Origin of the sequence: Undibacterium sp. Ji83W, assembly GCF_049340385.1 — a bacterium.
Lineage (GTDB): Bacteria > Pseudomonadota > Gammaproteobacteria > Burkholderiales > Burkholderiaceae_D > Undibacterium.
Genome location: NZ_JBMPOZ010000005.1, coordinates 170,886 through 194,202, shown reverse-complemented (window position 1 = coordinate 194,202; position 23,317 = coordinate 170,886). Strand labels below are relative to the sequence as shown.

Sequence of the window (23,317 nt, the reverse complement as noted above, 5' to 3'; positions counted from 1 at the left end):
ATGCCAGAGAATCGTCTGCTACTCATTATCGAAGACGATACTGCTTTTGCCCGTACACTGGGCCGTTCTTTTGAGCGGCGCGGCTATACCGTCCTGCACGCGAGCAGCAAGGAAGATGCTGAAAAATTATTATCAGATCATACGCCCGCTTACGCTGTGGTTGACCTGAAGTTGAATGGACACTCGTCTGGCCTGGCCTGCGTACAGCTTTTACACCAGCATAATCCCGATATGCTGATCGTGGTACTAACTGGTTTTGCCAGTATTGCGACTGCAGTGGAAGCGGTCAAACTAGGGGCTTGCCAATATCTGTCCAAACCTTCCAACACCGATGATATTGAAGCCGCCTTTGGACATATCGCTGGCACGGCAGATGTAGAAATCACGAATCGCTCCACTTCCATCAAGAACCTGGAGTGGGAAAGAATTCACGAAGTCTTGGCAGAAACCGACTTTAATATTTCCGAAACGGCCCGCAGACTAGGCATGCACAGACGCACGCTGGCGCGTAAGCTTGAGAAACAAAGAATCAAGTAAATTACTGACTCCTTATTTTTTAACCAGGAAAACAGTAAATACCAGCTTCATCAGGATTACTCTATAATCCGCCCTTCAACTGAAAGGAAACACCATGAAAATGCGCATCAAAAGACGCCATCTGAATTTTGGACGCTTGTACAATCACCAACTGGCTGCTGTTCTGGAAGCTGCATTTGAAGAATTCAAAAGCAATTTCAGCGAGCAAGGCGCATCCCTTAGTGAGTCCATAGACTCACTGCAGGACCTGGGTGCCAGCTATCGCCATTTCAAAAAATTTGCCCTGCGTTTCGCCAAGGCACATTAAGTCATACCTTTGACGAGTCGTTGCTGATGGCTTGCGCCGACAAACACGACTCGTATCCCATTGCCGGCTGCATAAAATCCAGCCTGTTCAAGTATCCTGCCCTGAAATAAATTCCCGTCCCTGTCATCAGCATGACGGATTAATTCGCTCATCACGCACCTATCCTGCTCGTATCTCCCAAATGACGACAGAAACGCATTCGATATCCAACGATGCTTTCTCCTGCATGAAATCGATTGTAATTATGACGTCACAGTCAATTCCTACAATGCACTCATATACAGAAAATATATTTAACTACCTGTATATGAAAATTTCCATGCATCAGAGAAAAGGATTTTCCCATGCGCCCCCGTTTTTTGAGTTTAATTGCTATTTCTTGTGTTGTTCCTTCTGCAGTCTTTTTACTGCATGGCTGCGGTAGCTCGTCTGATAATCCCACGCAAGCACAAAACCCGAATCTGCCCGCCACTTCACAGGCTGGATGGACCACCGGCGACTTGCATGTACACACCATACAATCAGACGATGCCCGCACGACGCAAACACTGGATACGGTACTGGACAAAGCATTTACCAGCTATGGCCTGGACTGGACTGCCATCACCAATCACCTGCGCTCTTCGAAATATGACAATAACGGTGCCCTGCTGACGAACCCCGTGCCTTTTGCGTATGGCATGGAATCTTATGAAATCCCCAGGATCAAGGCCTTGCAAGCTTCTGGTCGTTATACAGACAAAACCATCTTCTCCGGTTTTGAATGGGATATGCCCACGCATGATCATCTGGGTGTCAGTATTTTTGATGTCACAGATGGCAAATTGATGTCGTCCGCATCTGCGGCCAAGGAATTTCAATACCTGTTCACGACACTGGAAGACAGCAAGTTTGATGCTGCGGATGTCAACAAATGGAAAACAAAATATCCGCAGCGTTTCAACAGCACGGCAGCAGATGCCTTGCAAGCCATATCGTGGCTGAAGAAAAATTATCCTGACAGCAGTTTTATCACCATCAACCACCCTTCACGCAATCCAGGCAAATACACGATTGCCGATTTCCGTGCCATGAACGACATGGCCCCCGCTATCATGTTCTCGATAGAAGGCATGGTCGGTAACCAGATGGAACCTGATCGTGGCGGTTATACCTCTAGCTATACCGATGCCAACAAGCCGAATCGTGTCTATGGCGGCGTCGATGCCATCGTGGCCCAGGTCGGTGGTGTCTGGGATGCCTTGCTTGGCGAGGGTCGCCGTATCTGGAATATTGCCGATTCTGACTCGCATTTCAAAATCGATGATGCTGGTAATAGCAGTGGTTACTTCCCTGGCGAATATGCGAAAAACTATGTGTGGATGAACGACAAGAAAGCTGGCGTCAACGAATTAATCAAGAGCCTGCAGTCGGGAAGAATGTTCAGCGTCTTTGGTGATCTCATCAATGCCATGGAATTCACGGTCAGTAATGTCAGCAATGTCAGCAACACTGGCGATGTCAAAAACATGGGGCAAGAGCTGAAGGTAGCAAACGGTAGCACGGTTGAAGTCACCATACGTTTCAAGAGCCCGGCCAGGAATAACTATGAATTTCCGGCAGGTAGTGGCGTATCCGGCAACAAGGCACCGAAAGTGGATCATGTGGATTTGATTGTAGGCGACGTTGGCAGTAAAGCAGCACCGGATTCCAGCGCCTACAATGTGGCGACCAACCCCAGCACCAAGGTCTTGAAACGCTTCACCAGCGCCGACTGGAAAACAGATGCCGATGGTTACAACGTCATCAAGTACCAGATGCTCGTGCAGAAAAACCAGTATCTGCGCTTGCGTGGAACCAATCTGGGCATCAACGTCGCAGATCTGACAGACAATGGCGAACCTTTGGCTGATGCAAAAATCACCACTACAGACAATCCCACGCGCCACAACCAGATCAACGACCGTAACTACGCCAGTTTATGGTTTTATTCCAACCCCATCTTTGTAAGCGTGAATTAGGCCTGGTCGTACCCTTGGTAAGGGGAAATATGATGCTGGACAGTAATTGCATACCCCTTACCTCATCCTGCCCCACCCTGCCCTCTCTGGTCCGCAACGCAAAATACTCCTGCAATCCTTACTTCAATTGGTGTACCAGCAAGCACATCTGTTACTGCCCCGTCGGTCAAATCTGTATTCCTTTTGTACGGATATTCAGGAGTACAATTTCCGCTATGACATAACAAGGGGCGACTGCCATGAAACTGTATCCACTATTCCTGTTGATGGCGACTGCTACCGTGTTCAGCCCTGGCCCTGGTGTAGTCATGACACTGACAAATGCCTTGCGCTATGGCATGCGCGGCACCTTTGGTGGCATCCTGGGTATTGCCTTTGGGGCACTGATCGTTGCAGCAATTTCTGCTACCAGCGTCGGTGTCATTCTGGCAGCTTCTGCTACTGCATTTACTATCCTCAAACTACTCGGTGCGGCTTACCTGATTTTTCTGGGTATCAAACTCTGGCGCGCACCTGCTTTCCGTTTTACCGAAGGCAATGCCCATGAAGCGAGTTTCAAGAAACGCTTTCTGGAAGGTCTGTCTTTGCAAATGACCAATCCCAAAGCGATTTTTTTCTTCCTGTCGATATTCCCGCAATTCATAGACCCGGCCATGAGTTATGGATTGCAGTTTGCCGTACTGGTCATGACTTACAGTGGCCTGATTGTCATCATCCATAGCAGCTATGCGATTTTTGCAGGGCGCGCCAAGACCTGGCTCACATCTGAAAAAGGTGGTTCTTACATGAATAAAATCGGAGCAGCCACGTTTATATTTTTCGGCTGCGCCCTGGCTGGTGCTAAACGTACGGTGTAAGCAGGGCATAAGCAGGGTATAAACAAGGTACAGGCAAAACACTGGCAAGACACAAGCAAGATACAGACATTCCATCAATATCCGTTCAGTTGTCAAGAAATTGCTGTGCAGTGCACAAGTGCAAGGCTGCAACGGATTCATCCAATCTTGACATTTGATAACAAGTACGGACAAAGATTTCTGCTAGGATAATTGTATGTATAGGGCACTTCTGCAAGCTTAATCCCCAGCATCATTCACCGTCCGAGGTGTGCATGTCAACCAGACGTATAGGGATGTCTGACATCGTCATAGGCCAGGCTTTGCCCTGGGATGTCTATGGCAGCGATGGCAGCCTGTTATTACGCAAAGGCTTTATTGTCACCCATGCCGGTCAGGTATCTGCTCTGATAGAACGTGGCTTGTTCGCAGATACCGGCAAATCAGAGGGTGGCTTGCGTAGCGATGGCAAACCTGCAGAAAAAGCCAGTGAAGCCCCGTCGGTCGTACGCACCATCAATGCAGTGCGCACGGAATTGCGCAGGCTGGTTTATAACCTGAATACCGAAGCCGATGTACAAGCGCAGATTATCTCCCTGGCAAAAAAAATGGGCGCAGCAGTCTTCATGGCACCCGATGTGGCGCTGGGTTGCATCTTGCTGAATCAGGACGACAACTATGGCCCCCGGCATTCTGTCGATACTGCAGTAGTGTCCCTGCTGATTGCCCGTACACTCAAAAAACCTGCAGACGAAATGCTCTTGCTGGCCGCTGCCGCACTGACCATGAATGTCGCCATGCTGAGGCAGCAAGAGAAACTGCAAGAGAAAAGCGAAACACTGAATGCGGCAGAACAGGAATTGATTTCGCAACATCCTGAAGCTGGCGTCGCCATGCTGCGTGCCGCAGGCATCAACAACGAAGACTGGCTATCCTGGGTTTTGCATCACCATGAGAGTGAAGACGGCAGTGGTTACCCGGCCAAAAAAACCAGCGCGGACATCCCGCAAAATGCCAAGATCATTTCCCTCGCCGACCGTTACTGCGCACGCGTATGTGCACGCAGTTACCGCAAATCCATGCTGCCGAATGCGGCATTGCGCGATATTCTGGTAGAGGGTAAATCCAAGATCGACCCCATGCTGGTCACGGTTTTTATCAAGGAACTGGGCACCTACCCCATAGGTACTTTCGTCAGGCTGGAAAGTGGCGAAATTGCCGTGGTGACGGGCAAAGGGGAGACCACAACCACACCTTATGTACACGCCCTTCTGGGGCCACGCGGCACACCGTTATCCATGCCACTCAGGCGCGACACGCAAAAACCCCTGATGGCGATACGCGAAGTCTTGCACCGCGACCAGGTATCAGTCAAATTTACCATGCGTCATTTATGGGGCGATATCGCCCGCTTATGAAAACACCAGTCTGACCTGCACGGACAAATGACGATTGCTCTTTCCACCGGAATCAAGTAGCCACTATCATGAATAACGACCTCCCTGAGTCTGCCACAATCAGCAGTGAAGAAAGTTTCGAAGAGTTGAACAATCCAGATTATCGCAGCCTGGTGTATTTGTACTTCTCTGATAACGATGCAGGCCAGCAATTGGCCGCAACTCTGGAAATGTATCATCATGAAGTCATCTGCTTTGACGAAGCAGATGAATTGCAATCTGCCATCATGGTGAGGATACCGCAGGCGCTGATCATAGACGTGGATAGCCCGGCAGGAATGGCGGCGAGAAAGAAAATGGGCAACCGGGTCATCAGCAACTTCCCCATCATTTACATTTCGGCGATAGATGATTTCACGCAGCGGCTGGCCGCTGTCAGGGAAGGTGCTGCAGGCTACTTTCTCAAACCTCTGGATGTCGAAGCACTGAGCGCCAAGATAGATGAAAAAATCGCCAAGAATGAAGTGCTGGCCTATCGCATACTGGTGGTCGATGATGATGAAATGCTGGCCGCCTATTTCGATGCCATACTGAGCAGCGCTGGCATGCATGTGAGATCCATCAATGACCCCAGTGAAATTCTTGATTCCCTGAAAAAATTCAAACCTGAGCTGGTGCTGACAGATTTGAACATGCCAGTCTGCAATGGCCTGGAAATGGCGCAAATCATCAGGCAAAATAATCGCTATCTGGATGTACCCATCGTCTTTTTATCCAGTGACATACAAAAAGAGATGAACGCCATAGAAACCGGCGCAGATGATTTTCTCAGTAAACCCATAGACCCGGAAAAGCTGATTTCGACTATCGCCAGCAGGGCAGAACGTTATCGTAATCTGCGCAAGCAAAGATAAATTAGTCTATCGGCAAGCCGCTGACGGGTTTGATTTCTTCCATGCAAATCATCGACCGCAGAGAGGCAACACCCGGCACCTGCATCAGGGTATCGGTCAGGAATTGCGAAAGACTTTTCAAATCACTGGCAACCACCTTGAGGATGTAATCAAAGTCACCGGAGATGGTGTGGCATTCTATGATTTCAGGGAAGGCCTTCAATTGCCGTTCTACCTCGCGCACATTGCGAAACTGTTCGCGGTCCAGTGACAGGTTCACAAATGCCATCACGCCCAGGCCCAGCGCCTCAGGGGCAACCTGCGCGACATAGGCACGTATTACCCCTTTTTCTTCGAGAGTCCTGACCCTGCGCAGGGTCTGTGGCGCGGACAAATGTATGCGCTCAGCCAGGCTTAAATTACTCATGCGTCCATCTTGTTGCAAGTGACGCAAGATACTGCGGTCATACACATCCATTTTCGCCTCCCGATCACATCCCGAATTTCAGGATATTTTGTCATTTTCCATAAATGAGAAATTAAAACACATTAATTATCAATAAATGAAATTTAATTTCTATTTACATGAAATTTACATCTTATTTAGCAATCTAATTCTTTGCCCGGCTGGCTACAATGGTAAACAGAATACATAGCACAACAGGTGCGCAAGAGCCTGATGCGAAATGGGTCTGGTGGATTTTCAAAAACCTCACTCTTATTTGAAAGAGTGAATGGAAGTCTCGCAACATCAGGAAAACCAGGGTGATTTCGCAATAGCCTCTGAAATGTGTTCCCGCAAGTCCCTATATATAAATACTGTAAATACGGTAAACACGGAGAACAACATGGTGACCTTCATCGGCACGAAAGAAATGCAAAACCACTTGAAGAAGACCAGGCTGGAAGATGCCATTGCGCGTCTGGCTAGCATGATCAAGGAGGATTATTTGCGCTGGCAGTCATTCGACAAGTCTGCACGTGTAGCCAATCACTCAGACGTGGGTGTCATAGAACTGATGCCCATCTCTGACGGTAGCCAATACTCATTCAAATACGTCAATGGACACCCCAAGAACACCCAGGCTGGTTTGCTGACGGTAACTGCATTTGGCGTGCTGGCGGATGTAAATACCGGCTACCCTCGCCTGCTGTCAGAACTGACACTGACAACTGCCATACGCACTGCTGCCACCTCTGCTCTGGCAGCGACTTACATGGCCAGGCCAGACAGCCGCGTCATGGCCCTGATAGGCAATGGTGCGCAAAGTGAATTCCAGGCAGTGGCTTTTCATGCCATGCTGGGCATCAAAGAGTTGCGCGTATATGACATAGACCCTGCAGCAACCGACAAATTAATTCATAATTTGCGTATGTATCCAGAATTACGCGTGATACGTGCCAGTTCAACTGCCGAGGCAGTCAAGGGCGCGGATATCGTGACCACAGTGACAGCAGACAAAACCAATGCCATCATACTGACCCCGGACATGATAGAACCCGGCATGCATATCAATGGCGTAGGTGGCGATTGCCCAGGCAAGACAGAATTGCATGCGGATATTTTGAATAACGCGCATGTGGTGGTGGAATATGAACCGCAATCGCGCATAGAAGGTGAATTGCAGCAAATGCCGGCGGACTTCAAAGTGACTGAGTTGTGGACTATCCTGGCAGGTAATGCCACAGGTCGCAGCAATGCAGAGCAAGTCACGGTATTTGATTCTGTAGGATTTGCGCTGGAAGATTTTTCTGCCATGCGTTACCTGGAAAAATATGTCATGCAGGCCAACTCACCGGTACTGGATCTGATCCCTGAAATGATGAACCCGAAAGACCTGTTTGGTATGGGGATGGCAGCAACAAGCAGCAATGTTGCCAGCCCTGCCCGTAGCAATACAGAATGTGCAGTACCAATAAACGCTTGAAGTCAATGTTGACCCAGGCATTACACTAGAAACGAATGAAAACCATTTCCTTAATTGGAGCGCCTACCGATGTAGGCGCAAGCGTCAGAGGCGCGGGCATGGGGCCCGACGCATTACGTGTGGCGGGCCTGAACGAGGCTTTGACGGCACGCGGCCTGAAAGTCATCGACCTTGGCAATTTGCATGGTCCGGCCAATCCCTGGGAACAACCAGTGAATGGTCTACGCCACTTGAAAGAGGCGATAGACTGGAACCAGGCCGTGTATGACGCCGTCGACAAGGCCTTGCAAGATGGCCACATGCCCATGATGCTCGGTGGTGATCATTGCCTGGCGATAGGTTCCATCAGCGCGGTGGCAGCCCACTGCCGCCGTGTTGGCAAGAAATTGCGTGTCTTGTGGTTTGATGCCCATGCCGACAGCAATCTTTCGACCATCAGCCCTACCGGCAATATCCATGGCATGCCTGTCGCCTGCCTCATGGGTCATGGCCCCAAGGAGCTGATCAACTATAGCGGCCAGACGCCAGCCATACAACCTACCGACATACGCCTGATAGGCATACGCAGTGTCGATGATGGTGAACGCAAGTTCATTCATGAAATGGGTATGCAGGTTTTCGACATGCGCTACATCGATGAATATGGCATGCGCAATGTCATGTCTTCCGTACTGGCGAATCTCGACAGCAATACCCATCTGCATGTGAGCTTTGACCTCGACTGCCTGGACCCAGGCATCGCTCCTGGCGTAGGCACGGCAGTGCTAGGCGGCCCCAGCTACCGCGAAGCACAGTTGTGCATGGAAATGATTGCCGACACCGGCCTGATGGCATCGCTGGATGTAGTAGAACTGAACCCGGCACTGGATGTACGCAACCAGACTGCCGTGCTGGCAGTTGATTTGATCGAAAGCCTGTTTGGCAAATCAACGCTGGTCAGGATGTAATACCAGAAAGAATATGCGTCATCAGTGTACGTGCTGATGATGCATATCCGGGTAATGCGGATGTTTGTGCCTTACTGGATGGTGCTGGTGCTGATGCACATGCGGTTCGGTGCCATCCCAGCCAGTATCATGTTCATGCTGGTGGTGCAGGTCATGCGTATGTTCATGCACATGCAGCAAGGCTTCGTGCTCATGTTCGTGCTCATGATTTTCGCTCAGATGCAGCCAGATACCCGCCACCATCAAAACCGCTGCCAGCCAGAACATGCTGCCAGGCTGTTCACTCAACAAGAGTAAAGACATGGCTGTGCCGACAAAGGGCGCCGACGAAAAATACGCCCCGGTACGTGCCGCCCCCAAATGCCGCAGCGCCAATACAAACATGACCAGGCTAAGGCCGTAGCCAGAAAACCCGATCATGCCAACCGACAACAAAGTATGAGCCTGGGGCAGTTGATACCCGTAGAACAAGGCAATACTGAGATTGACAGTACCGGCAACCAAACCCTTGATGCCAGCAATTTGCAAGGCATCACTGGCTGCCACCTTGCGGGTCAGATTATTGTCAATGGCCCAGCACAGGCAGGCCGCCATGATGGCCAGAGCCCCCCAGGGTACTCCCAATACGGGCGCTTGTTCCCAGGATAAAAGCACACCTGCCACCACGATCAGCAGCATGCCCAGAAAGATGCGCCGGTCAAAATTTTCTTTGAAAACAAACCAGGCCAGCATTGCTGTCAACACGCCTTCCATATTCAGCAACAGCGACGTCGTGGAAGCTGGAGTCAGCGTCAAACCTACCATCAGCAATACTGGCCCTGCTATACCGCCGGTAAGAATGGCAGCGGCAAGCCAGGGCAAATCTGGCCGGGTGAGTGGCACACATTGATCCTGCCTGTGATGAAAAATGGCGGCGCGCAAAATAAAAATCAGCAGCAAACCCAGACCACTGCCCAGATACAAGACACCCGCCAGCATGACTGGGGCAATATCCGCCACCATGGTTTTGGCGAATGGTGTGCTGACGCCAAACAAGGCGGCTGCCAGCAATGCGTAAATAACGCCTTTATTCATGACATGATATTTCATATATTTTTCCGGCAAATATCACTCACCATCAATGACAGCCGCTACCGTGGCTACCCAGATTACGCACCGGATGTTCTTCCGCCGTACCCAGGTTTTGCAAAATACCGCAATCCTTTGTTGCCTGCGCACTGGTGCATAGCTTGCGCAGGGACTTTAACTGCAACTCCAGTCCCTTCAATTCCCTGATGCGGTGTGCAACATGTTCTATATGCTTGTCGAGCAAGGCATTTACTTCTGAACAATTGTCCTCAGGCGCATCGCGGAACTGCAATAGCTGGCGTATTTCATCCAGCGTCATATCCAGAGAACGGCAATGCCGTATGAATTGCAGGCGCTCTGCATGCATTTCGCCATACAGTCGGAAATTACCCTGTGAGCGGCTTGCCTGTGGCAGCAAGCCTTCTTTTTCATAGTAGCGTATGGTTTCTACCAGACAGCCGGAGCGTTTTGCCAATTCGCCAATTTTCAATTCCATTTGTGTACCTCAATCATTTTAATATTACAAAGATTTACGCAAAATTGTCCCAGCAAGGCGTCAGCGACGAAGACAGTACTTTAGTACGGCTAGGAGCTGCAACGCAGCTGGGGCGGTTTTGCGTAAGTCCATATTTCCATATCAGTGCTTGACTCTATACCTGCTACAGGGTGTCTAATACTCACTATACCTCTTTTCCGGAGTCAGCATGGCGCATCAGCATCAACACGATCATTCAGGGCACGACCATGGACATCATCATGGGCACACTCATGAACATGGTCATGAACATAAGCATGAACCAGCGCACAAGCATGCGCATAGCTGTTGTGATCACGGTGACGTCAAAGTGGCGCCGGAGAATGAAAAGCCTATAGCAGCGCCTGCCGGTACATCGACCGTGGTGTATTCCATAGAAAATATGGATTGCCCGACAGAAGAAGGCTTGATACGCAATAAGCTAAGCCCCATGCCCGGCATAGCCCAGCTTGATTTCAATCTCATGCAACGCAAACTGACGGTCAGCCATACGATGGAAGACCAGGCAAAGATACAGGCTGTCCTGACTTCCATAGGCATGCAAGCCGTGCTGTTAAGCGAAGATGGCAAAAACAATGAGGATGCAGCCGCCATCACACCAACAAACCTTACGCACAAATGGTGGTTGCTGGGAGCTGCCGGCGTAGCTGCGGTACTCGCCGAAACCTATGCCTATATCAGCGGCGCAGAAAAAGCCTGGCCCGTCATGCTCTTGTCTGCGATGGCGATACTGCTGAGCGGCACCAGCACCTATAAAAAAGGCTGGATAGCACTGAAGAACCTGAACCTGAACATCAATGCCCTGATGACGATCGCCGTCACCGGTGCGCTGATCATAGGACAATGGCCAGAGGCTGCCATGGTCATGGTCTTGTTCAGTCTGTCAGAAGCCATAGAAGCAATGTCGCTGGACCGCGCCCGTAATGCCATACGCGGCCTGATGGCAATGACGCCAGAAACTGCCAGCGTCTTGCAGGCAGATGGTAGCTGGCAGGATATTGCGGCCAAAACTATCGCCATAGGCGCTACGGTAAGAGTTGCTCCGGGTGAACGCATCCCGCTGGATGGTGAACTCAGCAAGGGCCAATCCTCAGTCAACCAGGCCCCCATCACGGGCGAGAGCATACCGGTTGCCAAGACAATCGGTGACAAGCTGTTTGCCGGCACCATCAATGAAACCGGTTCTTTTGAATACCGTGTCACTGCTGCACAAACTGACTCCACCCTGTCACGCATCATCCATGCGGTGGAAGAGGCGCAAGGCAGCCGTGCGCCGACACAACGTTTTGTTGACAGCTTTGCCAAGGTATATACACCCATCGTGTTTGTCCTGGCACTGGGCGTCATGTTCATCCCTCCGCTGTTGCTGGGGCTGCCATGGATGGTCTGGATATACAAGGCGCTGGTCTTGCTGGTGATTGCCTGCCCATGTGCGCTGGTGGTCTCTACCCCGGTGACTGTAGTCAGCGGGCTGGCGGCTGCGGCCAAGGCGGGCATACTTATCAAGGGTGGCGTATATCTGGAAGAAGGCCGTAAGCTGAAGTCACTGGCACTGGACAAAACCGGCACCATCACCCAGGGAAAACCTGTTGTCACTGATGTCAAATTGCTTGACGGTGACCAGGCCACGGCATTGCAACTCGCAGCCAGCCTGGCTGATCGCTCTGATCATCCGGTATCAGGTGCAGTGACTGCCTATTCAGCAAATCAAGGCAGCAGCGCATTGGAGGTTGTTAATTTTGAGGCGATTGCAGGCCGTGGCGTCAAAGGCCAGATAGCGGGTAAATGGTATTACCTCGGCAATCACCGTCTGATAGAAGAACTCAAGATTTGCAGTCCGACTACCGAGGCGGCACTGTTTGCGCTGGAAGCGGAAGGCAAGACAGCCGTGATCATTGCCGATGAAGAAAAGGCCTTGGCGGTAATCGCCGTGGCAGACACTATGCGTGAAAGCAGCCGCCAGGCAATTGCAGAATTGCATGCGCTGGGCATACGCACTGTCATGCTGACTGGCGATAATGAAATGACTGCAAAAGCCATCGCAAAAAATGCGGGCATTGATGACGCACGTGGCAATCTGCTGCCTGAAGACAAACTCGCCGCCATCAACGACGAACTTGCGAATCACGGCACAGTCGGCATGGTCGGCGACGGCATCAATGACGCGCCAGCGCTGGCAAAATCCAGCATAGGCTTTGCCATGGGTGCAGCAGGTACCGATACAGCCCTGGAAACTGCAGACGTCGCCCTGATGGATGATGACTTGCGCAAGATCCCGCAATTCATTCGCCTGAGCCAACGGACTGCCGCCATACTGAAACAGAATATCGCGCTGGCACTGGGTATCAAGCTGGCCTTCCTGGTCATGGCAGTGATGGGTGTGGCGACTTTGTGGATGGCAGTATTTGCTGATATGGGTGCGAGCCTGCTAGTCATCTTCAATGGCTTGCGCTTAGTCCGTCGTCTAAAATAATGACAATGTACTTTAGGGTTTATAATTCGCATCATGCTTAAAAAGTTCATCCTCATGATCATAGTCGCTTTCACTCTCCAGTTAAGCTGGTCGGTGGCGAGTGCGTATTGCATGCATGAGACGGACAAGACTTCGCAACACTTTGGGCATCACCCGCATGAGCATGAAGCGCAAGATGGCGAAACACATGCAGACAAATCAGCGGCAAAAAAAGCAGCGTCCCACCCAGATTGCGCGTCGTGCGCACATAGTCCACTGGGTGCGCATTCATCCAATCTGCCGCTGACAAAATCAGCGTTGATGACTTACCAACTCACTGCAGCATCACTGCAGACTCCTGCGCCTTTTCTGGCGCAACCTGAACGTCCCAAATGGATGGCTTTCGCCTAAGTCCGGCGAGGCATCTGTCTACATTCATTTCTTTGCTGTTGTGTTTCGTCACGTATTTTCTTGCGTGCCGTATAAGGCATTTCCAAAGCTAGAAATTTGACAGCTACTTGCTGGATTCTTCCTTTTCGTTTTTTCAGGAGAATGCCATGCAAAAATTATTCTTGCCACTCGCGGTAGTGGCTGTACTACTGTGCCCAACGCTGCTTCCAGCATCAGCACAGGCACAAAACCCATCGTCCTCTGCCAACGCTGGCGTGATCACCCTGACTACAGCAATAGCACAGGCGCTTGCCAACAATCCTGACATCGCTGCAGTCAGGCATGAAGTGCAAGCCAGTGACGGCGCTTTGCGCCAGGCTGGTGTCATGCCCAACCCGGAACTGTCTGTCCTTATGGAAGATGCCAGGCAAGACAGCCGCAGCACCACTATACAAATCAATCAGCCTCTGGAACTGGGCGGCAAACGCAGCGCACGAATCAGCGTCGCCGAGCGTAGTCGCAGCGCTGCCTTGAATGAACTGGCGATCAAATCCGCAGAAATCAGGGCGGCAGTCACCACACATTTCTTTGCTGTGCTGATTTCACAAGAACGCCAGCGTCTGGCGACAGTTTCACTTGAACTGGCACAGCGGGCCAGCCATGCTGCCAGCCGCCAGGTCAGCCTCGGCAAAATCCCGCCACTGGAAGCCACCAGGGCAGGCATCGCAGAATCTGGGGTGCGTGTAGAGCTTGCGCAAGCCAATAGCGAATTGCTGATGGCCAGGCAAGGTCTGGCAACAGCCATGGGTAGCAAACTGGCTGTTGAGCTGCAACTGCAGGCTGAATTCCATACCCTGCCTGCCTTGCCCGACTTGCAAAAATTGACGCAAGCCCTGGCACGCTCGCCATTGATGCAACGCGCACAACTGGAAGTGGACAAACGACTGGCCATGTCTGCACTGGAAAAAAGCAGGCAAATACCGGACCTGACTTTAAGCATAGGCAACAAGCGTGAACTGCAAACGGGCCGCAACCAGGCCATAGTCGGCATCAGCATCCCGCTGAACCTGTTTGACCGCAACCAGGGCAATTTGCAGGAAGCCCTGAGCCGAGCAGACAAAGCCAGGGATGAATTAACAGCCACAGAAAACCGCCTGCACGGCGAGGTACTGCAAGCCCATCAACGCCTGAGCCTGGCCAGGGAGGAAGCTGAGATGCTGAAGAAGGACCTGCTGCCCGGCGCGCAGCAAGCATATGAGCTTGCCATCAAGGGCTTTGAATACGGCAAGTTCAATTTCATGGACGTGCTGGATGCCCAGCGCTCATTGCTGCAAGCCAGGGCGCAATACTTGCGCAGCCTGTCAGAAGCCCAGCGCGCCGCTGCAGATATCGAGGCTTACATAGGTGACAGTGAATTCAGCCTGTTCACCGCCACCTCTTCATTTTAGGATTTTGTATGAAACTGAATATCAATAAAAAAACTGCTGTACCAGTCGTCATCGTTATCCTCATAGGCGCAATATTGGCTGCGCTGATACTGAGCACAGGCAAAACGAAAAAAAACGATGAGCATGGCAGCCATGCAGAGCAGGCTGAACATGCCGACAAAGAACATCATGACGAAGCCAGTGAAGCCGAAGCTGCCACCAAAGGCCCGCATGGCGGCAAGCTGTTCAGCAAGGATGGCTATGCGCTGGAAGTGACTATCTTCGAGCAAAACACGGCACCAGAATTTCGCCTGTATACCTACCAGGATGGCAAGCCGCTGCCACCTGCAGCCAATAACGTCACCGTCAGTCTGGAGCGTCTGGGCGGGGCAGTACAAAACTTCAAGTTCAGTGAAGAAAAAAATTATCTGAAAAGCGATGCGATAGTCGAAGAACCGCATTCCTTCAAAGCCAGCGTCACTGCCCAGCATGCGGGCAAAAGCTATCAGTTCAATTATGAACAGATAGAGGGTCGCGTCAGCATGAATGCCCTGAAGCGCAAGCAAAATAGCGTGGAGACAGAAATTGCAGGCGCAGTGAAACTGCAAAGCAATTTGAATTTACTGGGTGAGGTACGCCTGAACGAAGACCGCATGCTGCAAATCGTGCCGCGTCTCGCAGGCATGGTGGAAAGCGTGACTGTCAATGCTGGTGACAAGGTCAGCAAAGGACAACTTCTGGCCGTGATATCCAGCGAGGCACTGGTGGACTTGCGTACAGAAGTGCTGGCAACACAAAAACGCCATGCACTGGCACGCAGTAATTTTGAACGCGAGAAAAAACTCTGGGAAGAAAAAATCTCTGCCGAGCAGGATTACCTGCATGCCCGCAATACCATGCAGGAAGCCGACATCACCCTGCAAAGTGCGCAGCAAAAACTGGCGTCCCTGGGTGCAGGTATGGCTACAAAGGGTAATCTGAACCGCTATGAAATCCGTTCACCCATCGCAGGCACAGTGACCGAAAAGCATATCAGCATGGGCCAGTCACTCAAAGATGATACAGCTATTTTTACGGTGGCTGATCTCAGCAGTGTCTGGGTAGAAATCGCGATACCAGCAAAAGACCTCAACAATGTCAGGACAGGCCAGAGCGCCAAGGTCAGCGCCAATGCCTTTGATGCAACGGCAGAAGGCAAGCTCAGCTATGTGGGTGCCGTCATGGGGGAACAAACCCGCACGGCCAAGGCACGCTTGCTGCTGCCAAATACCGAGGGTGTATGGTATCCCGGCCTGACGGTGAATGTGGCCCTGCTGTCAGCAGAAGTGGAGGTGCCGGTTGCGATCGTCAATGAAGCCATACAAATCATAGACGAGCAAGCCACGGTGTTTGCCAGCTATGGTGACCAGCTGGAAGCCAGACCCGTGGAACTGGGCCGTAGCGACGGCAAATACACAGAAATACGCAAGGGCTTGCAGGCCGGTACAGCCTATGTCGCAAAAAACAGTTTCCTGATCAAGGCTGAGCTGGGCAAAGCTGCCGCCAGTCATGAACACTAAGAGCATGAGGAAAACACATCATGTTTGAAAAAATCATACAATTCTCCATAGCGCAGCGCTGGCTGGTCATCATGCTGACGCTGGCGCTGGCAGCACTGGGCATTTTCAGTTACCAGCGCCTGCCGATTGATGCTGTGCCTGACATTACCAATGTCCAGGTGCAGGTCAATACCGCTGCCCCCGGCTACTCACCACTGGAGGCTGAGCAACGCATCAGCTTTCCCATAGAAACCGTGATGGCTGGCCTGCCTAACCTGCAACAGACCCGTTCACTGTCACGCTATGGTTTGTCGCAAGTGACCATCATCTTCAAGGATGGCACCGATATTTACTTTGCCCGCCAACTCGTCAATGAACGCATACAGGAAGCCAAGGGCAAGCTGCCAGCAGGCATAGAACCCGGCATGGGACCTATCTCCACCGGCCTTGGCGAGATCGTCATGTGGACAGTCGAGAGCAAGGAAGGTGCACTCAAGGCCGACGGCCAGCCTTACACCGCCACCGATCTGCGTGAAATACAGGACTGGATAGTCAAGCCACAACTGCGCAATGTTACGGGCGTGACCGAGATCAATACCATAGGCGGCTATGCCAAGGAATTCCTGGTTGCACCATCGCCAGAAAAACTGGTGGCACATGGCTTGAGCTGGCAAGATGTCGTCACCTCACTGGAAAAAAATAATGGCAATGTCGGCGCGGGTTATATAGAAAGACGTGGCGAACAATACCTGGTCAGGGCACCGGGGCAACTGGCTTCCATGGATGACATACGCAATGTTGTTGTCAGCAGCCAGAAAAATATTCCTGTCCGCATCAACGATATTGCCGAAGTCAGCATAGGCCGTGAATTGCGCACGGGTGCAGCCACTGAAAATGGCCGTGAAGTCGTGCTCGGAACGGTGTTCATGCTGATAGGTGAAAACAGCCGCAAGGTATCGCAGGACGTGGCAAAAAAACTGGCTGAGATCAACCGCAGCCTGCCGCCCGGCATCGTTGCCAGCACAGTGTATGACCGTACCGTGCTGGTCGACAAGGCCATCAATACGGTAAAGAAAAATCTGCTGGAAGGCGCCGTGCTGGTGATTGCCATCCTCTTTTTGTTTTTGGGGAATATCCGTGCAGCCATCATCACCGCCATGGTGATACCGCTGGCGATGCTGTTCACTTTTACCGGCATGGTGGGCAACAAGGTCAGTGCCAATCTCATGAGTCTCGGTGCGCTGGATTTTGGCATCATCATCGATGGTGCCGTGGTCATCGTCGAGAATTGCGTGCGCAGGCTGGCTCATGCACAAGCCACCGCCGGACGTACCCTGAACCGCAGTGAACGCCTGCAGGAAGTTTTCGCTGCAGCCAGAGAAGCCCGCCGCCCCTTGCTGTTTGGCCAGTTAATCATCATGGTGGTCTACCTGCCTATCTTTGCGCTGACCGGTGTAGAAGGTAAAATGTTCCACCCCATGGCATTTACTGTGGTTGCTGCCCTGATTGCCGCGATGGTCTTGTCGATGACTTTCATCCCTGCGGCAGTCGCCCTGTTCATCGGTGAACACGTCAGCGAGAAAGAAAACCGCCTGATGCTATGGGCCAAACAACTATATCAACCCATGCTGGACTTTGTACTGCAAAGCAAGACACTGGTCTTGAGCATCGTTGTGGTGGTACTGGCACTAAGTGGCTTGCTGGCCAGCCGCATGGGCAGTGAATTTGTCCCCAGCCTGAATGAAGGCGATATCGCCCTGCATGCCATGCGCATACCCGGCACCAGCCTGAGCCAGGCATTGCAAATGCAGATAGAACTCGAACATGTTATACGCACCTTCCCCGAAGTTGACAAAGTCTTTGGCAAGCTGGGTACAGCAGAAATTGCGACAGACCCGATGCCACCGAATGTGGCTGACACCTTCATCATGCTCAAGCCACAAGAGCAATGGCCAGATCCCAAGCGCAGCAAGGATGATCTGCTAGCAGCGATACAGGAAGCCGTGGAAAAAGTGCCGGGTAATAATTATGAATTTACCCAGCCCATACAAATGCGCTTCAATGAACTGATTTCTGGTGTGCGCAGTGACGTCGCAATCAAGGTGTTTGGTGACGACATGGATATCATGAACCGCACTGGAGAGCAGATTGCCAGGGTGTTGGAAAAAATCCCCGGTGCTGCCGATGTCAAGTTGGAACAAACCACTGGCCTGCCGATGTTGAGCATCAACATCAACCGCGAAAAAGCAGCCAGGCTGGGTTTGAATATCAGCGATGTGCAGGACGTGATTTCTGCAGCAATAGGTGGCAAGGAATCTGGCACCCTGTTCCAGGGTGACCGCCGTTTTGATATCGTTGTGCGCTTGCCAGAAAATGTGCGCAGCGATATCGATGCCATCAGGCGTCTGCCGATACGTTTGCCGAATGTATCGAATGCACAAAATGGAGCAGCCAGTTTCATTACCCTGGCGGACCTGGCAAGCATAGACATGGCACCCGGCCCCAACCAGATCAGCCGTGAAGATGGCAAGCGCCGTGTCGTGGTCACCGCCAATGTGCGTGGCCGCGACATCGGTTCTTTTGTAAAAGAAGCACAGGAACAACTGGCACAAAAAGTCAAAGTCCCAACGGCTTACTGGACCACCTGGGGCGGCACGTTCGAGCAATTGCAGTCTGCATCACAACGCCTGCAAATCGTCGTACCCGCAGCCTTGCTGCTGGTCTTCATGCTGCTGTTCGCCATGTTTGGCAATATCAGGGATGGCCTGCTGGTATTCACAGGCGTACCGTTTGCCCTGACTGGCGGCATCGTCGCACTGTGGTTGCGTGATATACCGTTGTCGATTTCAGCCGGTGTAGGCTTTATCGCCCTGTCTGGCGTTGCGGTGTTGAATGGCCTGGTGATGATTGCCTATATACGCAGCCTGCGTGAAGAAGGCATGGCATTGGACAATGCCATCCAGCAAGGTGCATTGACACGCCTGCGCCCGGTGTTGATGACGGCACTGGTAGCATCGCTGGGTTTCATCCCCATGGCGCTGGCGACAGGCACAGGGGCTGAAGTGCAAAGGCCACTGGCGACGGTGGTGATAGGCGGCATACTGTCATCCACCCTGCTGACCTTGCTGGTGCTGCCTTTGTTGTATCAGCTAAGTCATCGCAGGACGGATAAACGTAATCCAGGCTAAAACAAAATGCCCGGGAGCGAATATCGCTCCCGGGCATTTTTATATGACTCAGCTTGGTTCAGCTAATTACTCAACAGCCTTCACCATGTCTTCAATGACTTTCTTGGCATCGCCAAACACCATCATGGTTTTATCCATGTAGAACAATTCATTGTCCAGGCCTGCATAGCCAGAAGCCATGGAGCGCTTGTTGACGATGACGGTCTTGGCTTTGTAGGCTTCCAGGATAGGCATGCCAGCGATAGGAGACTTAGGATCTTTTGCCGCAGGATTAACCACGTCATTTGCACCCAATACCAGTACCACATCAGCCTGAGCAAATTCGTTGTTGATGTCTTCCATCTCGAATACCTGGTCATAAGGTACTTCAGCTTCTGCCAGCAAGACATTCATGTGGCCAGGCATGCGCCCCGCCACAGGGTGAATTGCGTATTTGACTGTAATACCTTTGTGCGTCAGTTTTTCTGTCAACTCTTTCAGGGAATGCTGGGCACGGGCAACCGCCAGGCCATAACCAGGAACGATGATGACAGTTTCTGCATTACCAAGCAAGAAAGCCACGTCATCAGCAGAGCCTGACTTGACGTTACGCTGTGCCTGGCCACCTGTAGCGGCAGTAACCGCTTCGCCACCAAAACCACCCAAAAGCACATTGAAGAAAGAGCGATTCATCGCCTTGCACATGATGTAAGACAGGATGGCACCAGAAGAACCCACCAGCGAACCGGCAATGATCAGCATGGAGTTATTCAGTGAAAAGCCGATACCTGCAGCAGCCCAGCCAGAATAGCTGTTCAACATAGACACCACCACCGGCATATCAGCACCACCGATAGGGATGATGATGAGTACACCCAGCACGAAGGCCAAAGCCGTCATGATGATGAAGGGTATCCAGCTTTGCGTGACACAGAAGGCAATACCGCAACCGAACATGGCAATTGCCAATACCAGGTTCAACTGATGCTGACCACTGAAGCTGACGGGTGCGCCCTGGAACAAACGGAATTTGTACTTGCCCGACAATTTACCAAAAGCGATGACAGAACCAGAGAAAGTAATCGCACCGACAAAAGTACCGATAAACAATTCCAGACGGTTACCGAAGGGAATAGGCTGGTCTCTTTCAACGATATTGAATACCCAGGGTTCGGACACAACGGCCACGGCGATACACACCGCTGCCAGACCGATCAAAGAGTGCATCGCTGCGACCAGTTCCGGCATCTTGGTCATCTCTACGCGTTTGGCCAGAGTTGCACCTATGCCGCCACCGACGATGACGCCAATGGCAACCAGGCCATAGCCCAGACCTGCACCAGCGCTTTCGTTTTTCAGCTTGACGATCAGGGCAATGGTGGTCGCGACTGCGATTGCCATGCCTATCATGCCAAAGCTGTTACCACGACGTGCGGTGGAAGGATGCGACAAACCTTTGAGGGCCTGGATAAAGCAAACGGATGCGATCAGATACAGCATCGTTACCAGATTCATGCTCATTATTTGCCCTCCTTGTCAGCATGGGCAACGGCCTTAGGCTCTTTTTTCCTGAACATTTCCAGCATCCTCTGGGTGACCAGAAAACCGCCGAATACATTTACTGCAGCCAGTGCCACGGCGGCAGTGCCCATGACCTGGGCCAGCAGGCCTTCGGTCAAACCGGCGGCCAGCATGGCACCGACGATGATGATGGCAGAAATAGCATTCGTCACCGCCATCAAAGGCGTGTGCAGGGCTGGTGTTACTGTCCACACCACATGGTAACCGACATAAATTGCCAGCACGAAGATGATGAGGTTGGTAAGGGTATGACTAACTTCCATGATGTCCTCTCTTTAATTGGATTGAGACATGCAAATCGCTAGATAGGTAGGGGCAAGCAAGACTTTGCATACTGCCCCGGCCAGGTTATTTATACTCTTTAATACTGGTGATCTGATTCTTGCCATTCACAAAAACGACATTCGGTTTATACGCTTTTGCTTCTTCTTCTGTCATCGGCGCATAGGTACAGATAATCATCAAATCGCCCAGTTGTACGCGGCGGGCTGCAGCGCCATTGAGTGAAATTTCACCGCTGCCACGTTTGCCCTTGATGGCATAAGTGGAGAAGCGTTCACCGTTGTTGACGTTATACAGCTCTATCTGTTCGTTTTCGATGATGTTGGCAGCGTCGAGCAGATCTTCATCTATACCGCACGATCCTTCGTAGTGCAGGTCACACTGGGTTACAGTTGCGCGATGAATTTTGGCGCGGAGCATATTTCTTTGCATGGTCGTTCTACTTTCTGATACTTGTAACTAAAAACTTGACTCTATTTCTTTAAAACTTCGCCAGCCGAACATACCAGTGTGGCCGCGATAATTTCATCTTCACGGTTAATCGCCAGCGCAGCATCCTTGTCGATGATGAGCTTGAGGAAATCCAGCACATTACGGGAATACAGGGCCGAGGCATCAGCCGCCACCAGGGTTGCCAGGTTAGGCTCGCCTATGATGTGCACACCGTATTTGGTGACCGTCTTGTTGAGTTCAGACAAGGGGCAATTGCCGCCCTGCTCCACCGCCATATCGACAATGACTGAGCCTGGCTTCATGGCTTTTACTGTTTCTTCCGAGATCAGGATCGGGGCCTTGCGGCCAGGGATCAAGGCTGTGGTGATGATGATGTCAGCCTGCTTGGCACGTTCATGCACCAGTGCTGCCTGTCTTTCCATCCACGCTGCTGGCATGGAGCGGGCATAGCCGCCTACGCCTTTGGCGATCTCACGTTCTTCATCGGTTTCATAAGGCACGTCGATGAATTTTGCGCCCAGGGATTCAACCTGTTCCTTGACTGGTGGGCGTACATCCGATGCTTCAATCACTGCACCCAGGCGCTTGGCCGTGGCAATCGCTTGCAGACCGGCCACGCCCACACCCATGATCAACACGCGTGCGGCCTTGACCGTGCCTGCCGCAGTCATCAGCATGGGCATGAAACGTTGATAGGTATTGGCGGCCAGCATGACAGCCTTGTAACCGGCGATATTGGCTTGCGAAGACAAGACATCGAGCGACTGCGCACGGGTAATGCGCGGTGCAGCTTCGAGTGCAAATGCGGACAGGCCGTGTGTGGCCATTGCCGCAATATTGTCTGCGTCAAAAGGATTGAGCATGCCGACCAGCACCGTACCTGATTTCATCAGGGCACGTTCTTCTGCATTGGGGGCACGTACTTTCAAGACCAGCTCAGCGCCCAGTGCATCGGCAAGCGTGCCAATTTCCGCACCGGCAGCCTGGTAAGCCTCGTCAGTAATACTGGAAGCCACGCCTGCACCAGACTGCACGATCACCTGGTGTTTGGCTGCAACATATTTCTTGATGGTTTCTGGGGTTGCCGCTACACGCGTCTCCCCCGGCCGTGACTCGGCGGGTATGCCGATTTTCATAGATTTGCTCCCTTTTTAGTATGAATATTGGTGTATCAATTTCGTGCTGGAATGGTCAAGGGTAAGCTCTGATCATCCCATTATTTTTTTGCTGATGCGGGCCACTAGTATCCTTACCCGAATCTTACATTTGATATTCGACAACGATATTACACGCAAAATGTTTTTTAGCACAACCGTTCACTTTTTTGTGTTTTCTGCAAATTTCTTTAAAGAATCATGCCCAGGGTACCCTACGAACGCCTATAAAACTAAATTATTTCCTTTAAAAACAGTCACTTGAAAGCCGAATCTGGAACTATTCAAGTCTGGTGCAAAATCAAAATATGGTGAAAGCGTAAAAATAAGGAGATATAGATAAATTACGCATTAGCTAATTCGCTTTCAAATTTGCTGGTTTGCCACACAAAATTTGACGGCAAAGTAAAATGTCGGACTTACCG

The 23,317-nt window shown here is 51.5% G+C and carries 21 protein-coding genes; 13 read left to right on the top strand and 8 right to left on the bottom strand.

Features of this window, described 5'->3' with window-relative positions; all coding sequences use genetic code 11:
• Both ACO0LD_RS11555 and ACO0LD_RS11550 read left to right on the top strand, forming a co-directional pair.
• A complete protein-coding gene (locus ACO0LD_RS11555; RefSeq protein ID WP_162040025.1) occupies positions 1-537 on the top strand; it encodes a response regulator transcription factor in 537 nt (178 codons plus the stop codon).
• A 94-nt stretch (positions 538-631) separates the two neighbouring features.
• Complete coding sequence (locus tag ACO0LD_RS11550; RefSeq protein ID WP_423006808.1) at positions 632-844, top strand: hypothetical protein; 213 nt, start codon at positions 632-634, stop codon at positions 842-844.
• Here ACO0LD_RS11550 and ACO0LD_RS11545 read toward each other — a convergent pair.
• Positions 841-996 (bottom strand): hypothetical protein, encoded by a 156-nt coding sequence (locus tag ACO0LD_RS11545; protein WP_423006806.1) that lies wholly within the window; start codon positions 994-996, stop codon positions 841-843. The two genes, ACO0LD_RS11550 and ACO0LD_RS11545, sit on opposite strands and share 4 nt — an antisense overlap.
• A gap of 192 nt (positions 997-1,188) precedes the next feature.
• On the opposite strand from ACO0LD_RS11545, the gene ACO0LD_RS11540 reads away from it, so the two are divergent.
• The 4 genes from ACO0LD_RS11540 to ACO0LD_RS11525 all read left to right on the top strand — a co-directional run bounded on the left by ACO0LD_RS11540 (position 1,189) and on the right by ACO0LD_RS11525 (position 5,991).
• Complete coding sequence (locus ACO0LD_RS11540; protein WP_423006804.1) at positions 1,189-2,844, top strand: S-layer protein; 1,656 nt, start codon at positions 1,189-1,191, stop codon at positions 2,842-2,844.
• A 239-nt stretch (positions 2,845-3,083) separates the two neighbouring features.
• Positions 3,084-3,701 (top strand): LysE family translocator, encoded by a 618-nt coding sequence (locus tag ACO0LD_RS11535; protein WP_423006802.1) that lies wholly within the window; start codon positions 3,084-3,086, stop codon positions 3,699-3,701.
• Positions 3,702-3,955: 254 nt separating this feature from the next.
• Positions 3,956-5,098 (top strand): HD-GYP domain-containing protein, encoded by a 1,143-nt coding sequence (locus tag ACO0LD_RS11530; protein ID WP_423006800.1) that lies wholly within the window; start codon positions 3,956-3,958, stop codon positions 5,096-5,098.
• A gap of 68 nt (positions 5,099-5,166) precedes the next feature.
• Entirely contained in the window at positions 5,167-5,991 is an 825-nt protein-coding gene (locus ACO0LD_RS11525; protein ID WP_423006798.1) for a response regulator, read from the top strand.
• A 1-nt stretch (position 5,992) separates the two neighbouring features.
• Here ACO0LD_RS11525 and ACO0LD_RS11520 read toward each other — a convergent pair whose 3' ends face one another.
• Complete coding sequence (locus ACO0LD_RS11520; protein ID WP_162057814.1) at positions 5,993-6,448, bottom strand: Lrp/AsnC family transcriptional regulator; 456 nt, start codon at positions 6,446-6,448, stop codon at positions 5,993-5,995.
• A gap of 370 nt (positions 6,449-6,818) precedes the next feature.
• On the opposite strand from ACO0LD_RS11520, the gene ACO0LD_RS11515 reads away from it, so the two are divergent.
• Positions 6,819-7,898, top strand: a complete 1,080-nt coding sequence (locus tag ACO0LD_RS11515) for an ornithine cyclodeaminase (RefSeq protein WP_423006796.1) — start codon at positions 6,819-6,821, stop codon at positions 7,896-7,898.
• Between the two features lie 35 nt (positions 7,899-7,933).
• Positions 7,934-8,845, top strand: a complete 912-nt coding sequence (rocF, locus tag ACO0LD_RS11510; protein WP_423006794.1) for an arginase — start codon at positions 7,934-7,936, stop codon at positions 8,843-8,845.
• Between the two features lie 21 nt (positions 8,846-8,866).
• Here the strand turns inward: rocF and ACO0LD_RS11505 are convergent, their stop codons facing one another.
• Positions 8,867-9,934 carry a DMT family transporter gene (locus ACO0LD_RS11505; protein WP_423006792.1) on the bottom strand — a complete coding sequence of 356 codons (1,068 nt, stop codon included), beginning with the start codon at positions 9,932-9,934 and terminating at the stop codon, positions 8,867-8,869.
• Between the two features lie 28 nt (positions 9,935-9,962).
• On the bottom strand, positions 9,963-10,409 hold the full coding sequence (cadR, locus tag ACO0LD_RS11500) for a Cd(II)/Pb(II)-responsive transcriptional regulator (RefSeq protein ID WP_423006790.1): 447 nt from the start codon (positions 10,407-10,409) through the stop codon (positions 9,963-9,965).
• A 208-nt stretch (positions 10,410-10,617) separates the two neighbouring features.
• Between cadR and ACO0LD_RS11495 the strand changes: the two genes are divergently transcribed.
• The 5 genes from ACO0LD_RS11495 to ACO0LD_RS11475 all read left to right on the top strand — a co-directional run bounded on the left by ACO0LD_RS11495 (position 10,618) and on the right by ACO0LD_RS11475 (position 19,443).
• Entirely contained in the window at positions 10,618-12,921 is a 2,304-nt protein-coding gene (locus ACO0LD_RS11495) for a heavy metal translocating P-type ATPase (protein ID WP_423006788.1), read from the top strand.
• A gap of 33 nt (positions 12,922-12,954) precedes the next feature.
• Positions 12,955-13,311 (top strand): hypothetical protein, encoded by a 357-nt coding sequence (locus tag ACO0LD_RS11490; RefSeq protein WP_423006786.1) that lies wholly within the window; start codon positions 12,955-12,957, stop codon positions 13,309-13,311.
• A gap of 146 nt (positions 13,312-13,457) precedes the next feature.
• Entirely contained in the window at positions 13,458-14,738 is a 1,281-nt protein-coding gene (locus tag ACO0LD_RS11485; protein WP_423006784.1) for a TolC family protein, read from the top strand.
• An 8-nt stretch (positions 14,739-14,746) separates the two neighbouring features.
• The gene (locus ACO0LD_RS11480) at positions 14,747-16,276 is read left to right on the top strand and encodes an efflux RND transporter periplasmic adaptor subunit (protein ID WP_423006782.1); all 1,530 of its coding nucleotides are present in this window, start codon (positions 14,747-14,749) and stop codon (positions 16,274-16,276) included.
• Positions 16,277-16,296: 20 nt separating this feature from the next.
• Positions 16,297-19,443, top strand: coding sequence for an efflux RND transporter permease subunit (locus ACO0LD_RS11475; RefSeq protein WP_423006780.1), 3,147 nt, complete (start codon positions 16,297-16,299; stop codon positions 19,441-19,443).
• Between the two features lie 66 nt (positions 19,444-19,509).
• Here the strand turns inward: ACO0LD_RS11475 and ACO0LD_RS11470 are convergent, their stop codons facing one another.
• The 4 genes from ACO0LD_RS11470 to ACO0LD_RS11455 form a co-directional block, all read right to left on the bottom strand.
• On the bottom strand, positions 19,510-20,943 hold the full coding sequence (locus ACO0LD_RS11470) for an NAD(P)(+) transhydrogenase (Re/Si-specific) subunit beta (RefSeq protein WP_423006778.1): 1,434 nt from the start codon (positions 20,941-20,943) through the stop codon (positions 19,510-19,512).
• Positions 20,943-21,266, bottom strand: a complete 324-nt coding sequence (locus ACO0LD_RS11465; protein ID WP_423006776.1) for an NAD(P) transhydrogenase subunit alpha — start codon at positions 21,264-21,266, stop codon at positions 20,943-20,945. Before ACO0LD_RS11465 ends, ACO0LD_RS11470 begins: the two co-directional genes overlap by 1 nt.
• A gap of 85 nt (positions 21,267-21,351) precedes the next feature.
• Positions 21,352-21,717, bottom strand: a complete 366-nt coding sequence (gene panD, locus ACO0LD_RS11460; protein ID WP_110255112.1) for an aspartate 1-decarboxylase — start codon at positions 21,715-21,717, stop codon at positions 21,352-21,354.
• Positions 21,718-21,758: 41 nt separating this feature from the next.
• Positions 21,759-22,874: a Re/Si-specific NAD(P)(+) transhydrogenase subunit alpha gene (locus ACO0LD_RS11455; RefSeq protein ID WP_423006774.1), complete on the bottom strand. Its 1,116-nt coding sequence runs from the start codon at positions 22,872-22,874 to the stop codon at positions 21,759-21,761.
• Positions 22,875-23,317 lie beyond the last annotated feature (443 nt).